The organism is Ruegeria sp. HKCCD6119 (assembly GCF_013110585.1).
Taxonomy (GTDB): Bacteria; Pseudomonadota; Alphaproteobacteria; order Rhodobacterales; family Rhodobacteraceae; genus Ruegeria.
In genome coordinates this window covers 26,413-41,072 of record NZ_WVQV01000007.1, presented here as the reverse complement: position 1 = coordinate 41,072, position 14,660 = coordinate 26,413, and the positions used below count along the sequence as shown (strand labels likewise).

The 14,660-nt window shown below is 54.7% G+C and carries 19 protein-coding genes; 17 read left to right on the top strand and 2 right to left on the bottom strand.

Annotated features, from left to right (window positions below; genetic code table 11):
• The first annotated feature begins 53 nt into the window (after positions 1 to 53).
• The 9 genes from GS611_RS15165 (at position 54) to GS611_RS15125 (ending at position 6,839) form a co-directional block, all read left to right on the top strand.
• On the top strand, positions 54 to 1,049 hold the full coding sequence (locus tag GS611_RS15165) for a TRAP transporter substrate-binding protein (protein WP_171637029.1): 996 nt from the start codon (positions 54 to 56) through the stop codon (positions 1,047 to 1,049).
• Between the two features lie 65 nt (positions 1,050 to 1,114).
• Positions 1,115 to 1,645, top strand: coding sequence for a TRAP transporter small permease (locus tag GS611_RS15160; protein WP_171637027.1), 531 nt, complete (start codon positions 1,115 to 1,117; stop codon positions 1,643 to 1,645).
• A gap of 5 nt (positions 1,646 to 1,650) precedes the next feature.
• A complete protein-coding gene (locus GS611_RS15155) occupies positions 1,651 to 2,937 on the top strand; it encodes a TRAP transporter large permease (RefSeq protein ID WP_171637025.1) in 1,287 nt (428 codons plus the stop codon).
• The gene (locus GS611_RS15150) at positions 2,937 to 3,353 is read left to right on the top strand and encodes a VOC family protein (protein WP_171637023.1); all 417 of its coding nucleotides are present in this window, start codon (positions 2,937 to 2,939) and stop codon (positions 3,351 to 3,353) included. Before GS611_RS15155 ends, GS611_RS15150 begins: the two co-directional genes overlap by 1 nt.
• The gene (locus GS611_RS15145; protein WP_171637021.1) at positions 3,337 to 4,242 is read left to right on the top strand and encodes a LysR substrate-binding domain-containing protein; all 906 of its coding nucleotides are present in this window, start codon (positions 3,337 to 3,339) and stop codon (positions 4,240 to 4,242) included. Before GS611_RS15150 ends, GS611_RS15145 begins: the two co-directional genes overlap by 17 nt.
• A 100-nt stretch (positions 4,243 to 4,342) precedes the next feature.
• A complete protein-coding gene (locus GS611_RS15140) occupies positions 4,343 to 4,723 on the top strand; it encodes a VOC family protein (protein ID WP_171637019.1) in 381 nt (126 codons plus the stop codon).
• 31 nt (positions 4,724 to 4,754) lie between these two features.
• Positions 4,755 to 5,585 carry an AraC family transcriptional regulator gene (locus GS611_RS15135; RefSeq protein WP_171637017.1) on the top strand — a complete coding sequence of 277 codons (831 nt, stop codon included), beginning with the start codon at positions 4,755 to 4,757 and terminating at the stop codon, positions 5,583 to 5,585.
• An 83-nt stretch (positions 5,586 to 5,668) separates the two neighbouring features.
• Positions 5,669 to 6,217, top strand: coding sequence for a kinase inhibitor (locus GS611_RS15130; protein WP_171637015.1), 549 nt, complete (start codon positions 5,669 to 5,671; stop codon positions 6,215 to 6,217).
• 103 nt (positions 6,218 to 6,320) lie between these two features.
• A complete protein-coding gene (locus GS611_RS15125) occupies positions 6,321 to 6,839 on the top strand; it encodes a YbhB/YbcL family Raf kinase inhibitor-like protein (protein ID WP_171637013.1) in 519 nt (172 codons plus the stop codon).
• A gap of 652 nt (positions 6,840 to 7,491) precedes the next feature.
• On the opposite strand, the gene GS611_RS15120 is transcribed toward GS611_RS15125, so the two are convergent.
• Positions 7,492 to 8,370: a LysR family transcriptional regulator gene (locus GS611_RS15120; protein ID WP_171637011.1), complete on the bottom strand. Its 879-nt coding sequence runs from the start codon at positions 8,368 to 8,370 to the stop codon at positions 7,492 to 7,494.
• A 90-nt stretch (positions 8,371 to 8,460) separates the two neighbouring features.
• Here GS611_RS15120 and GS611_RS15115 point away from each other — a divergent pair, with 90 nt between their 5' ends.
• Genes GS611_RS15115 through GS611_RS15090 form a run of 6 tightly spaced genes read left to right on the top strand, consistent with a single transcriptional unit; the run spans position 8,461 to position 11,958 of the window.
• Positions 8,461 to 8,760: a DUF2218 domain-containing protein gene (locus tag GS611_RS15115; protein ID WP_171637009.1), complete on the top strand. Its 300-nt coding sequence runs from the start codon at positions 8,461 to 8,463 to the stop codon at positions 8,758 to 8,760.
• A 3-nt stretch (positions 8,761 to 8,763) separates the two neighbouring features.
• Entirely contained in the window at positions 8,764 to 9,255 is a 492-nt protein-coding gene (locus GS611_RS15110) for a hypothetical protein (protein WP_171637007.1), read from the top strand.
• Positions 9,256 to 9,308: 53 nt separating this feature from the next.
• Positions 9,309 to 9,686 (top strand): DoxX family protein, encoded by a 378-nt coding sequence (locus GS611_RS15105; protein ID WP_171637005.1) that lies wholly within the window; start codon positions 9,309 to 9,311, stop codon positions 9,684 to 9,686.
• A 21-nt stretch (positions 9,687 to 9,707) separates the two neighbouring features.
• Entirely contained in the window at positions 9,708 to 10,496 is a 789-nt protein-coding gene (locus GS611_RS15100) for a nuclear transport factor 2 family protein (protein ID WP_171637003.1), read from the top strand.
• A 56-nt stretch (positions 10,497 to 10,552) separates the two neighbouring features.
• A complete protein-coding gene (locus tag GS611_RS15095) occupies positions 10,553 to 11,428 on the top strand; it encodes a spore photoproduct lyase family protein (RefSeq protein WP_171637001.1) in 876 nt (291 codons plus the stop codon).
• Positions 11,425 to 11,958, top strand: coding sequence for a peroxiredoxin-like family protein (locus tag GS611_RS15090; protein WP_171637000.1), 534 nt, complete (start codon positions 11,425 to 11,427; stop codon positions 11,956 to 11,958). The genes GS611_RS15095 and GS611_RS15090 overlap by 4 nt, the downstream gene beginning before the upstream one ends.
• Before the next feature lie 63 nt (positions 11,959 to 12,021).
• Here the strand turns inward: GS611_RS15090 and GS611_RS15085 are convergent, their stop codons facing one another.
• The gene (locus GS611_RS15085; protein ID WP_171636998.1) at positions 12,022 to 12,903 is read right to left on the bottom strand and encodes a LysR family transcriptional regulator; all 882 of its coding nucleotides are present in this window, start codon (positions 12,901 to 12,903) and stop codon (positions 12,022 to 12,024) included.
• 104 nt (positions 12,904 to 13,007) lie between these two features.
• Here GS611_RS15085 and GS611_RS15080 point away from each other — a divergent pair, with 104 nt between their 5' ends.
• Positions 13,008 to 13,802: a VOC family protein gene (locus GS611_RS15080; protein ID WP_171636996.1), complete on the top strand. Its 795-nt coding sequence runs from the start codon at positions 13,008 to 13,010 to the stop codon at positions 13,800 to 13,802.
• A gap of 34 nt (positions 13,803 to 13,836) precedes the next feature.
• Positions 13,837 to 14,607 (top strand): nuclear transport factor 2 family protein, encoded by a 771-nt coding sequence (locus GS611_RS15075; protein WP_171636994.1) that lies wholly within the window; start codon positions 13,837 to 13,839, stop codon positions 14,605 to 14,607.
• The last annotated feature ends 53 nt before the right edge of the window (positions 14,608 to 14,660 follow it).

The window sequence follows — 14,660 nt, the reverse complement described above, 5'->3', positions numbered from 1 at the left end:
ATAACAGGTTTCGCCTGATCCTTCTGGGACCATAGAATTCTCGGGAGGAAACCATGAACTTCACACGACGCACAGCGATCAAGACTCTTGCAGCGGCAACGGCCGCACTGGCAACACCCGCCCTTGCTCAAAACAAAATCACAATACAGGTCAATACGACCATGAAGCCGGGCGGCTCGGAAGAAGCCGGTATTACGCGCTTCAAGGCTGCGCTTGAGGAACTGGCTCCGGGCCGGTTTGAGGTTGTTCCATTCCTGAGTGGTCAGCTGGGCGGCGAAAACGCCGTCCTGGAACTGCTGAACATCGGTGAGACCCAGATCTCCCTGACAGGTGGCAACTGGCGCGCTCAGTATGCACCTGACTACGATCCGATCTCGGTCCCGTTCCTGTTCCCGAATGGCGCGGCTGTCGAAGCCTTTATGGCCAGTGACTCTGGTAAGGCTTTACAGCAGCGCGGCATCGATCAGGGTGGTATCGTAGAGATGGGTGCTCAGATGCGCGCACCGCGCCATATGACCTCGAACAAGGCCATTACGACACCAGAAGACCTCGACGGGTTCCGGCTGCGTCTGCCGAGCATTCCTGTCTGGGTCGATGTGTGGAGCGGTCTGGGCGCGCAAACTGTCGTTGTGCCCGCTACGGAGATCTACCTTGCAATGCAGACCGGTCAGGTCGATGGCCATGAAAACTCTCTCGTCTCGCCGTTCTCGCGCAAGCTCTATGAGGTGCAATCGCATCTCATCATGACCGGCCACGTGCACTTCCCATGGCATTGGGTGGCATCGAACTCCTGGTTCTCGGGCCTATCCGATGAAGACCAGGCAGTTGTCCGTGCAGCCGTCGAGATTGCGCGTACTGAAGGCACTGCTGTCGAAGCACAGAAGGATGTGTTCTATCTCGAAGAGCTCAAGAAAAAAGGCATGACCGTGGTTGAGCCTGATGTGGCGGCCTTCAAAGCCAAGGCACAGCCCGCTATCGACAATGCAATGTCATCGCTGGCTGACGGTGTGATCGAAGACGTTCGGAACGCGATCGCAGCAAATTCGTAACCTCCCTGAAACTGGACGCCCGTCTTTATGGCGGGCGTTTTTTTATAAGCGCAGGGGGAAACCACATGCAGCTTGAAGAAGAAAACATGGACGCTGCGGCGATCCCGACACGCAACGTGGGGCATGTTGAAAAGACACTGGTGCGGGTTACAGACCTGTTCTCGGGCATCATGCTGATGGGGCTTGTTGGATTGCTGGTCCTGTCGATCCTGTCGCGCGATGTCATTCGCTTTCCCGTTCCGTGGCTAGAAGAAATCGCCACGCTGATCACGATCTACGCCGTGGCCTTCGCCTCGATCGGTGCGTGGTCTCGCGGGGCCCATATCGCCGTGGAGCTGGTGCCTATGGCCATCAAAGGCGTTTGGCATTCGCGCTACGCGCTCCTTCTGCAAACCCTGTCGATTGTATTCCTGGTGCTTGCCGCTTGGGGAGCTGCCGAGATGATGCAGCGGAGCGCCAACAACCGCACAACGGCTCTCTCAATGAGTTTTTCGATTTACTATGGGGGACTGCTGCTCGCCTTCGCAGGCATGGTCTTTGCATCCCTTCTCCGTCTTGTCAGTGAGTTTTTCGACAAGCCAAAACAGGAAGGGTAGAGATCATGGAAATCTTCTTACCATTTGTTGGTGGCCTGATCTTTTTCATGGCGTTGGGTCTGCCGGTCTTTGTTGCACTTGGGGCAACCTGTCTTCTCGCCTTGGCGATGACATCCGCGTCCGGTGGCTTACCGGTGGAGCTGATGTCTCTGAAGATTACGCAGACGCTCAACAGTTTCCCACTGTTGGCAATCCCGCTCTTCATCCTCGCAGCAAACCTGCTCAACCGAGGCAGCGCCACGACACGGATCTTCGATTTTGCCAATGTCATGGTCGGGTTTGTCCGTGGGGGGCTGGGGCACGTGAACGTGGTGGCATCAATGATTTTCGCCGGCATGTCTGGCACAGCGTCCGCCGACGCGGCCGGCCTTGGCGCGTTGGAAATCCGGGCCATGCGGGAAAAGGGATATGACCTGAAATACAGCACGGGCATCACAGCGGCATCCAGCGTGATTGGGCCGATCATTCCGCCAAGCGTTGCCATGCTTGTCTATGGCTGGCAGGCAGATGTGAGCGTCGGGGATCTGTTTCTTGCTGGCTTTGTACCTGGTGTACTGATGGCAGTGTTGTTGATGGCGACGACGTTCATCATGTCGTACAAAATCGACATGCCGACGCGCCCGCTGCCAACAGCGCGCGAGGTGTTTGAAACCGGCCACCGGGCCGTGCTTCCGATGCTGACGCCGTTGATCATCGTAGGGGGCATATGGAGTGGCATTTTTTCACCCACCGAAGCGGGTGCCGTAGCCTGTGCCTACGCGATCGCTCTCGGCGTGTTTGTCTACCGAGATGTAAAGCTCAAAGAGCTGTTCCAGGTCTTTGTGCAAAGCATGGAGTTCAGTGCCGTCATTCTGCTGATTATCGCGATCTCAGGGTTCTATGGTTGGCTGCTGGTGCGCCTGCAGGTGCCGCAAGCTTTGGCTGCCGATCTGGTCGCTATGGATCTGCACACGACGATCCTTCTGCTGATCCTGATGGTGTTCTTCGTCTTGGTCGGCTGCTTCATGTCTGTGATCGAGAGTGTGTTGATCCTGACGCCTATTCTGGTTCCGGCCGTCGCCGCATCAGGAGTGGACCCGCTGTTCTTTGGCGTGTTTATGGTGATCACACTATCGGTTGGGGTGATAACGCCGCCATTTGGGACGGTCCTCTATATTCTTGTTCCGATCACGGGAATGCGGTTTGAAAAGGTCGTGCTATCGGTCCTGCCGTTCCTGATCCCGATCCTTGCAACCATCCTGCTGGTGCTGTTCTTCCCACAGATCGTCTTGATCCTGCCAAGGCTGTTCTAATGGGGAAGCCACACCGCATCGCGTGGGCAGCACTGGATCACGCAGTGATCACTTGCGCCGACATCGAGAAGTCCGTCGCCTTTTATGGCGGCGGGCTTTGCATGGCGATCAACCGGTTGGATGATGGCCGTGTCGAAGCGACGTTCGGGCGCTGCAAGCTCAATCTTCAGCCCAACAATCGGCACTATGGGCCACCCAAAAATGCTGGAAGGTCTTGGTCTGCAAATATTTGTTTGCTGGTCGAGCAGGGCCTTTCTGATGTAGAATCCCATCTTAAAGAGATAGGTCTCCGCATAGAAGAAGGACCGGTGGAGCGCGTCGGCGCTCAAGGGACAATCCTTTCGCTGTATTTGTACGATCCGGACGGCAATCTCATTGAGATAAGTGAGTACCTGAGCCATGCGGAAAAGATTTGACCTCGTAACCCTCGAACTCTTCGTGGCTGTGGCTACGTCGAAGAGCATCGCGCAGGCCGCTGCAGCTGAGAACATCGCCGCGTCCGCCATCAGCAAGCGGATATCTGATTTTGAAGCCCAGGTTGGTACTGCTCTTTTTTACAGACAGCAAAAAGGCGTTGCCCTCACGCCTGCTGGCGAAGAAATGTTTCGCCACGCCAAAGACCTGCAGCGTCTGTTAGACCGTATCGACGATCATATGAGCGACTTTGCGCAAGGCTTGCGTGGAACTGTGCGGATCGCGGCCAATACGTCTGCGATTACACAGTTTTTGCCCGAGGATCTGGCGTTGTTTGTAGCGGATCATCCCGACATGCGGATCGATCTCACCGAGCAAACGTCAGATGAAATTGTAATGGCCGTTCGCGATGGTATTGCAGATGTCGGCATTTTCTCCGGCATGATCCCAAACCCGGATCTCGACGTGTTCACCTATCGCAGGGATACACTTGTTGTCCTGACGCCAAAAGGTCATCCGCTTGGGACAGACGGGCCAGTTTCGTTCAACGAATTCTCAACACATGATCTTGTCGGCCTTCAGAAGGGAAGTTCTCTGCAGGCCTTCATCGAGAAGCGCGCCGCAGAGCAAGAGTTGGAGCTGAGAACACGGGTTGAAGTCCTTAGCTTTGATGGTGTGCGGCGCATGGTCGAAGCGGGTCTTGGCATCGCGATTTTGCCGCTTGGAGCCGTGGAGCCGTACCTGACGGCCTCTAACCTACGGATGGCACCTGTGGCGGACAGCTGGGCTGAACGCACGTTGAAGGTGGCCGTGCGTGATGCTGAAGCACTGTCGCGGCCCATTAGATCACTCATGGTCCATCTGACAAGTGAGTTCCCCGAGGCCTCTTAATCCCGGCATCTGAGATCGAGATGGGGTCTGTCTTCATTGATCAATGGCTTAGGACGAAGGCAAACACCTATTTTGTCTGCAAAAGTATGGAGACCAAGCAATGCAAATTGATCGCGTGGATCATTTCGTCCTGACAGTCGCCTCGATCGATGCGACCTGTGACTTCTATTCAAAGGTTCTGGGAATGGAGGTGACGGAATTTGCGGGAGGACGTAAGGCGCTTTCGTTTGGGGCGCAGAAGATCAACCTTCACCAACATGGTAACGAATTTGAGCCCAAATCCCTGACACCGACACCGGGTAGTGGCGATTTTTGCCTGATCTCGGCTTTCCCGATCGCTGAAGTTGTTGCGCATCTCGAAAATTGTGGCGTCGAGATTGAAGAAGGTATCGTTCCGCGCACAGGCGCAACCGGACCCATCAAATCCGTGTATCTGCGAGATCCAGATCAAAACCTGGTCGAAATATCAGTGTACGAATAAAAGGCAGAGTGCGCTGCAAGGAGATAGCCGAATGGACGGTTCACATCTGCCCGAGACACATACGATGAACCGGCTTGTGGGATATGTCGAATTCCGCCAACGCTGCAGCGCCGATTTTCATCAACTCCACATCTCCAAAACCTGCATTCTACGTATCCGCTCCGGGCGTAAAACGGTGCGGACCTTTGCGGGTGCTGAGACAACGGTTGAGCAAGGCGAGTTTGTCTATCTGCGCCGTGGTGAAAATCTGACGATCGGGAATATCATCGGTGATACTGGCCTCTACTTCTCGGAAGGCTTGGTGATTGACGACAGTGTTATCTCTGATTTCCTGCAACTGCATCCAAACCCAAGCACTGCGCGCGAAGTCAGAAAAGGGATCATGCCGAACGGCTTCAACGACGCTTTCTCGCGCGTTGTCGCAAGCCTGGATGATCCCGAACTCTGTGATGGCATCTTATCCTATCGAACGCAGGAATTGCTCATGTGGCTACAGCTTCAGGGTGCCGCGCACCGTATTCACTGTTGTGAAGGACTGAAGGATCGATTGCGGATGCTCTTCGAGGGTGATCTGGAGCGCAGTTGGAAAGCACCGCAAGCAGCCCGAGAGCTTGGTATGAGCGAAGCTACATTGCGGCGGACGCTCAGCAAAGAAGGCACCGGTTTCACCGAAATGCTGCGTGATGTGCGCCTGTCGTTTGCATTGATGCGCATACAGACGACGCAACATCCATTGGCGGAGATCGCTTTTGAATGCGGGTTCAGTTCTCAATCGCGCCTCAGCGAAGCGTTCAAAGCACGATTCGATATCACGCCGGGAAAACTAAGGGCATCTGAGGCTCAACTTGAGCGAATAGCGTAAAAGCTTGATCGATTCCGGAGATAAAAGGCGCGGCCAGAGTGGCACATTACGATCATCCGAAATACTTCTGATGGAGATCGAAAATGAAACACCTGATCACAACTGTTGCACTGGTTGCTTCCCTCGTTACCCCGGCTTTTGCAGACGAAGCTTTCACCCTGTCCAGCCCTGACATCGCCGAAGGGCAACAGCTCGACAACACATTCGTCTTGAACGCCTTTGGCTGTGAAGGCGACAGCATCTCGCCCGCACTAGAATGGAGCAACGCTCCCGAAGGCACCAAGAGCTTTGTCGTCACTGCATACGACCCAGACGCGCCGACTGGCTCCGGCTGGTGGCATTGGGTTGCCTTTGACATCCCTGCGGATGTGAACTCGTTGGCGCAGGGCGCAGGTTCTGAAGGTGGCAACATGCCTGACGGCGCAGTCCAGAGCCGTACTGACTTTGGAGCCACCGGCTTTGGCGGCGCATGTCCTCCTCCGGGCGAAGTACACCGCTATGAGTTCACCGTTCACGCTCTGGGCGTTGAAAACCTTGGCCTCGACGAGAATGCCAGCGCTGCTCTGGTGGGTTTCATGACCGGCGCGAACTCTTTGGGTTCTGCAGATATCACAGCTGTCTACACACGCTAACCCACTCACGGCACCAGTCGCCCGGATCTCCGAGCGGCTGGCTCATTTCCCATCTCCGCTTCACGTTGCTGATAGCGGATGGATTAATAACAGGATCAATTCCATGGCCGAACCAGAACAAGTTATCCCCGACAATACCGCATCCTTCGTGCTGACCAGCACCGACATCGCCGAAGGTGAGAGCCTTGGCAAAAAGCACGAGCTGAACGTCTTTGGTGGCAATGGCGACAACCTTTCACCTCAGTTGACTTGGGCGGGGGCGCCGGAGGGCACAAAGAGCTTTGTTCTCACCTGCTTCGATCCCGATGCACCGACAGGTTCCGGCTGGTGGCACTGGGTTGCGTTCAACATTCCTGATGACGTGTCTTCTTTGGACACTGGCGTTGGCACAGTGACCGGTATGCCAGCAGGAACTATTCAGGCGCGCAACGACTTCGGTGAAAAGAAATTTGGTGGAGCATGTCCGCCGCCAGGCGTGGTTCACCGTTACGAATTTCGTGTACACGCATTGAATATCGAAGCGCTTGACCTTGATGAAGGCGCCACTCCGGCTTTGGTTGGGTTTATGACGCACGTTCATACGATTGCGACAGCGAAGCTGACTGCGGTTTATACTCGATAAAGCAGCGTTATGGTCCAGCAGTCGTATGTGATTGGCTGCTGGAGACAAACTAGAAAAAGGAAGCATTGGCGGATGATGGTCAGGTCTAAAGCTACAGTTTGATGCAATTTCTCAAAATTGTCCCCATGCGCAATCTAATCAAACATGCCATTGAGATTCATAAGCCGAACGCATGTCACTAATCGGGCTGAGAAATACGCACCCGTGTTAACTATTGCTTCAAGCGCCGCTGTCGATAGTTCTGCCTCTATGGCAAAGGGCTAGACCCCTGGGCGATCCATCCGTGACCGGCTGGTTTCGGTAGATTCCGCATCTCAACGACAGTCTAACTGTCAAAAAAGGTCAATCGGATGCTTCATTTTGATTTCGGGTGACGAAAAAACAATGGGTTAGCGACTGCCCATGGGTCAAACCATCTGTCACTCCACACCTTTTTTGTAAGTGGCCACATAGTTTGACCCCTATGGACAGCACTTTGATCCCTATGGCCACAGAGATTGCTTTTCGGGGCAGAGCCATTGACCCAATTGGCAAGTGCAGCCGTTCGTTCACCGCGCGGCAAATGGCTCGGATGAGCCATTTTTCCAGATGCTGCGCAGTGTACCATTAGTGGCTAATGTGATTTCAGGCTACTATAGCATCCATCACATGCTCAGGTTTTGGCGATTATGTAATCTATCAACAGTCGTGTGAGAGAGCTGCGACGGCTAGTGTCGGGCCAGACACCGTAGGTGCCTAGATCGGGGATCTTCCAATCGGGTAGTATCTCGGCTAGTGCGCCGGACTTCAGGTCTGTGTCAGCGACAATGGCCGGTAGCCGTTGAATGCCCAATCCGGCGCAGAGGGCGGATCGCAATGCCGCGAAATTGTCCACTAGGACACGGCCTCGACCTGTGTGCAGCACTTGCTCCTCCCCGTCTTTCAGTAAGGCAACTTGATCTGCCAGCCCCTCCATGGCGACAAAGTCGGCGTTCTTGAGGTCATCCGGCGTAACCACGGGCGGAAGGGTATTCAGATACGATGGTGCGCAAACGAGTTTTCGACCAAAGCTGCCCAAGCGACGAGAGCGAAGCGCCGAATCCGGCAATTCTCCCATTCGCAGGGCAAGATCTATCCCTTCAGCCACAAGGTCGAAATTGCGGTCGAGGTACTTGATCGTGACTGCGACAGCCTGATGCTGCCGAGTGAAGCTCCAGATCGCCTGCTCATAGGTGCTGCCCGCCATGAATGCCGGTAGAGTAATGATCAGCGCACCAGCTGGTTCATTGCTGATGTCGACGATACTGTTCAGCCCGTCTTCTGCGGCAGTCATCATCCGTTGGGTATGCTCTAACAAACGTTTGCCCTCGTTCGTGAGCGAGAGCGAACGTGTGGACCGATAGAACAACGTGACGCCCAGCCGATCCTCAAGATTGGTCACATGCTGGCTGATCCCGGATGTCGCCAACCGCAACTGCCGCCCTGCCGCTGAAAAGCTGCCAGTTTCCGCAACGGTCGCGAAGATTGCCATCGCGCGCAGGTCATCAATCATCTTTCATCCTGACTGAATAATGATTTCACTAACAGACATATTATTGAAAGACGTGGGAATGGCTAGTTTGTTCTCACGAAAGGACGACTGATGATCATATCCACCAGCCAATTCGGAACGAAGCATGGCGCTGAGTATCTCAAACAGCTTTGTACGCATTTTTCAAAACGAGTGCCCGTTCAAGCCAAATCGGGCGAGGCACATGTGACGCTACCAATCGGAACCTGTGATCTTACCGCGAGCGAAGACGGTATTGCGGCGCGCCTCCAATCCTCCCCGGATCATATCGACCGGATGGAAGAGGTTTTTGGTGGATGGATCGAACGCATCGCCTTTCGTGAGAACGCAATCTTAACGTGGCACCGCGCCGCGCATCAAACAAAGGACTAACCCATGTTTCATAGGTCAATTCTGGCCGCCGCGGTGGCCCTGACGGCTGGTGCCGCTTCTGCCGAAACCATGTTTACCGTCGCGAACACTTTCCAAGACCCGCAAATGACCCGTGGGAACGAGATTTCGACCATCGCATTCAGCGCCGATGTCTACGCCAATCAGGCCGCGACGGTGAGCGCAGGTGTCGAAATCCCAAATTTCGTCAATTTCTATGAGATCGACGTGGCAGAGGATATGTCCACACTGACCATGACCGTCAGTGATACCGCCAAGCCGGCCAACAACCCTATGCCAGCCGATCGCTTTGATCGCTACTACTACACCTTCACCGGTGCAGGCCCTGCCTCAGCTAGCATCGACGCTGACGCTTCCACAGCAGCGATTGCTGAAGGCGCAACCGTTACCGTCACAACAACTGGCCGCCTTGTTGTCGCCTTTGGCGAAGGCGCCGATTTCACGCCGGGCAACAAGGTGGTTATCAACCTTCAATAATGCAAATTTCTGGCTCCAGTACGAGGCCAGCACCCTCAAAACGGAACTCCCACATGACCCTAATCACCATCTTTACTGGCCTCTTATCTGCATTCTTCCTGTTTGCTAGTTCAATCAAGATCTTCGGTTGGCAAAAGATGATCTTTGAGACCCAGCTGGCAATGTTCATCAAATATGGTCTGAACCGCCAGATCATGGCTTTGACTGGCGTGGTTGAGTTGTTTGGCGCGATTGCCATTTGGTTCCAGGGATCGTGGATCGGCACCTTGGGTGCATTGGCGCTGCTAGGAACATCTGTCGGAGCGATCGGCTGTCACCTGATTTGGGACACTTGGAAAGAGGGTGTTCCCGCGATGATCACGGGCACCTTATCCGCCATCGTCGCCTGGTCAGGGCGGGCAGAATTGCTCGGGTTCCTGGGGCTCATCTAATTCCATCTTTGGAGAAAGAACATGACAGACAGCATCCGCGTCTCGAACGCAAAAGGCCTATATCTGGAAGGTATTCGCGACGGCAACATGGTCGAAGCTTTGGATAAATACACCGGCGATCGCTACACCCAGCACTCCACCGGCGTGCGCGATGGGAAGGAAGGGTTCATTGAGTTCTTCACGCCATTTCTAGCACGCAATCCGATCCGCGACATTCAGGTTTTGCGCACAATTGAAGACGGTAATTTTGTCTTCTGCCACGTCTATCAGAACTTAGGTAACGGTGAAGCGCAGTGGGTCACAGCCGACATCTTTGACACTGATGAAGACGGCAAGATCGTCGAGCATTGGGACGTCATCGCCGAATACAAATGGCCCACCGTTTCTGGTCGCACCATGGTCGATGGCCCGACCAAGATCGAAGACCTCGACCAGACTGACGCCAACAAGGCGGTGGTGCAGGGCTTTGTCGACAACGTTTTGATGGGCGGGCGTGCCGATCTGGTCACGGATTATATCTCTACGGAGCAGTACGACCAACACAATCCGGAAGTCGGTGACGGATTAGAAGGTTTCGGCAAACACCTGAAAGAGGTGATGGCGAGCGGTCAGGCCGCGCAATACGTTAAAGTTCATCACTTGCTGGGTCAGGGCAACTTCGTGGTGATCTACAGCCATGTGAAACAAGGCGGCGATGATTGGGCATTCTTTGATCTGTTCCGCTTAAAGGGCGGCAAGATCGTCGAGCACTGGGATGTTCAGGAAAAGATTGGGCCGAAAGAAACCTGGAACAACTCCGGCAAGTTCTAAACAAGGCGCGGCCCCGGAAAGGGGGCTGCGCGTCGTCCCAGAGTAGGAGTCGAGACATGGCGCTTCAAATTCATGAAACCGCGGCCAAATCCATCATCGGCAGTACCAAGGTGCCGAGCGCGGATTACGTGATCAATCCATACACGGGCTGCCAGTTCGCCTGCATGTACTGCTTTGCCAGTTTCATGGGGCGTTTCGTGGGCGAGAGTAACGGCAACTGGGGCAACTACGTTTACGTGAAAACCAACGCTGTCGAGTTGATGGAAAAGCAAATCCACAGGCTGCTCAAGAAAGACCCACATCCACGCATCGCGATCAGTACGGTGACCGATCCCTATCAAGGGGTGGAACGCAAACATCGTCTGACACGCGGTATTCTGAAGGTCTTTGCGGAACATGACTATCAGGGGCGTGTCAGCATCCTGACCAAATCGCCTACGGTTCTGGATGACCTGGAGGCGCTGAAACGGATCAAATACGCAGAGGTCGGCCTCAGCATTACAACCTCGGATGACAAGCTGAGCAGACAGCTGGATGCGATGGCCCCATTGACCCACGCACGACTTGAAACACTGCGCAAACTGACAGATGCGGGCGTGAAATCCTATGTTTTCGTGGGTCCATTCCTGCCGCATATGTATTTACGCCCCGAGTTGATTGACGAACTCTTCGCAGGTATCCGCGCAACGGGCGCGACAGAGGTAAAAGTCGAATACCTGAACTTGCCATCCTATGTGCGGCCACGTTTGCGCGAATTCCTCAAGGATCAACCCGCCGACATACAGGCCGTCTATGCCAAATCGCAGAATTTCGAATATCGCGACACGCTGGAACCCATGATCCGCGAAGCGCTGGCCAACAATGGCCTGCAACTTCGCTTCAACGAAATCGTTCATCACGTCAGTGACCAAGACCTCAAGGAAACATTATGACCGCATTCAAACTCGCCGCTGGCGCACCATTCCCCGTAAGCAAGATTGCCCGCTTGGGCGGAGGGGACCTCACGCTCGGCAAACCATCCGAGGGATTTGATTGGCAAATGATTGTCGTCTATCGCGGGAAACACTGCCCCTATTGCAGCCGTTATTTGCAGGAACTGGAACCGCTTGTTCCGCGCCTGAATGGGATCGGCATTGACGTCGCTGCGGTTTCTGCCGACAGCCTAGACCGCGCAGAACCCCATATCGCCAAGCTTGGGATCAATTTGACAATTGGCTATGACCTGTCCATCGCACAGATGAAGTCACTCGGTCTCTATATCTCTGAACCCCGCTCCGATGCCGAAAGCTCGCGACCATTCGCAGAACCCGGGCTTTTCATCATCAATGGTGATGGCACGCTGCAAGTGACTGATATCTCCAACGGCCCGTTCGTGCGCCCGCATCTGGAAACACTTGTCGGCGGGTTGGAGTTCATTCGGAACCCGGATAACAACTATCCAATCAGAGGGATGTTGGAGTAGATTTCAATATCGCTCTGATTAAGCCCGTTAACTCTGGTAAGTGGATTTACAGCTTGCAAACAACTATGCTCTGATTTCCCGCTTCATAAATTCGACAAACGCCTTCACGCGCGGTTTTCGAAATGCCGACGGTAACTGTACGCTTTGGATCGGCAGAGTCCGAGAGTGGAAATCAGAGAATAACTCTACGAGCTTCCCGGTTTTTAGATCATCTCTTAAAAACACATCGGGGCAGATGAATATCCCACGCCCCGCACGCGTTGGCACGAGACAAGCAGGAGGGCTGTTGGCGAGGAACGGACCGGATACCGGAACTTGCACGGTTTGTCCCTCGATGCGGAACGGCCAGCGGTTTGGATCGGGGTTGTTGGCGTCACGGATGCAGATGTGATCGGAAAGCTCGACTGGATGTGAGGGTGCCCCGTGTTTCTGGAGGTAGGAAGGGGCCGCGACCACCTTCATATGTGTTTCACCAAGTTTGCGAACGATCAGGCTGGAATCGCTGAGTGCGCCGATCCTGATTGCAACGTCAAAACCGCCTTTGGCAAGGTCAACGTAATGATCAGACAAGTCCAGTTCGATTGTTACGTTCGGGTGCTGTTCCACAAATCTGGATGCCGCCCGCGCAACGGCGGTGTCCCCATAGGTAATTGGCGCGGCCACGCGGATAATGCCCTTTAGACCTTCCGATGGGTCAAACTCATCTTCCAACTGCTCCAGTTCGGTCAAAACGCGCCGGGCGCCTTCAAGATACCGCTCGCCCTCGTGGGTCAGGGACATTGATCGGGTCGTGCGATGCAACAGGCTCATGCCAAGTTGGTTCTCGAGCTGAGCGACCCGTTTGCTGACCAGCTTGTTTGATATTCCCAGACGGTGCCCGGCTGCGGCAAAGGAGCCGGATTCCACCACGGCGACGAAGCTCTTCATTCCTTCAATGCGGTCCATGGGATTATCTCCAAATTAGCGATATACATTCTCTCTTATCGCAATTTTGTGGAGTAAAGGCCATCGCTAAGTTCTTCTCAAGCTGAAACGCAGGAGACAAGAATATGGCAACCTCAGACGCCCCCATCTCAATTGGCCAAGTCGCCCTTACGGTGCGCAATCTGGATAAGACTGCTGCCTTTTATGAAGAGGTGATTGGCCTCCAGCTGATCGAACGCAACGGAGAAAGCGCCCGGTTGGGCTCAGATGCCGGAACGTTGATCGAACTGCGCCAGGACCGGAAGGCGAAGCCGTTTCCAAGAGATGCAGGACTGTTTCACACGGCATTTTTGCTGCCGACGAAACAGGATCTGGGCTCTTGGTTGATCTACGCGGCAGAGCGCGGTGTTCAGCTTGATGGTGCATCACACCATGGCGTCAGTGAGGCCCTCTATTTGAGTGACCCGGAAGGCAACGGGATAGAAATCTATCGTGACCTGCCCCGCGAGGCATGGAAGCGGCAGGGCGACACCGTGCACATGACCACGCGCCCGCTTGATCTGAAATCTCTCACTAAAGAAGCCACGCCATGGCAAGGCGCGCCGCAAGACACGGTCATCGGACATGTCCATCTGCGCGTTGGTGATGTGCGCGAAGCCGCGCGGTTCGTTACCCAAGACCTTGGCATGGTGGAAACATTCCAGCTTCCCTCGGCCCGTTGGTTCGGAGCGGGAGGTTACCACCACCACCTTGCCGCGAACGCGTGGCAATCCCAAGGGGCAGGCCAACGGTCAGAAGGATCAACTGGTCTTGCGAGTGTCGAGCTATTGGCCGCATCCGAGAGCCTGTCCCCCGGTCGTTTGATCGATCCATGGGGCACTGAATTCAAGATCACCACGGCGCAAGCCCGCGCTGCGTGAAGGTCGTCAACCAAACCAAACAAGGAGTATACCAATGACACCTAAAGAGCTCGTACTGGAGGCCGTTTCCGCCATCTTCATCAACTTCGATCCGACAGCCGCTGAACAGCTGCTTGCACCGGATTATATTCAGCATAACCCAGGCGTCCCCACAGGTGCGGCCCCGATCCTCGGCTTCATTCCCGGCTTGAAAGACAGCGGGATCGAGGTCGACATCCATCGCGTGATTTCCGAAGGCGGCATGGTTGTTCTGCATACCACCTATAACAACGCCCAAGCCTTTGGTGCGGAAACTCTGGTCGGCTTTGATGTGTTCCGTGTTGAAGATGGCAAGGTTGCCGAGCATTGGGACAATCTGACCCCGATCACGCCTCCGAACCCCTCGGGCCACACGCAAACCGATGGCCCAACCGAGATCACAGATCTCGACAAAACGGCCGACAACAAGGCACTGGTCACAGACTTCGTGGAAACCATTCTTAAGAATGGCGAGGTCGACCGGATCACCGACTTCCTGTCCACCGAGACCTACATTCAGCACAACAGCAACATTGCTGACGGTCTGGACGGATTGGGCGCAGCCCTTGCTGGCATGGCCGAGCAGGGCATTCAGATGGTCTATACGGATGTGCATTATGTCGTGGCTGAGGGCAACTTCGTCCTGACTGCATCAGAGGGCACTTTCGCTGACAAACCGACTGCGTTTTATGACTTGTTCCGTGTCGAAGACGGTATGATCGTCGAGCATTGGGATGTGATCGCGGACATCCCATCGGAGATGGCTCACGACAACGGCAAGTTCTGATCGATGACCGCGATGAAGGCACTACTGATCACATTGTTCATGGCTCTAGGAGG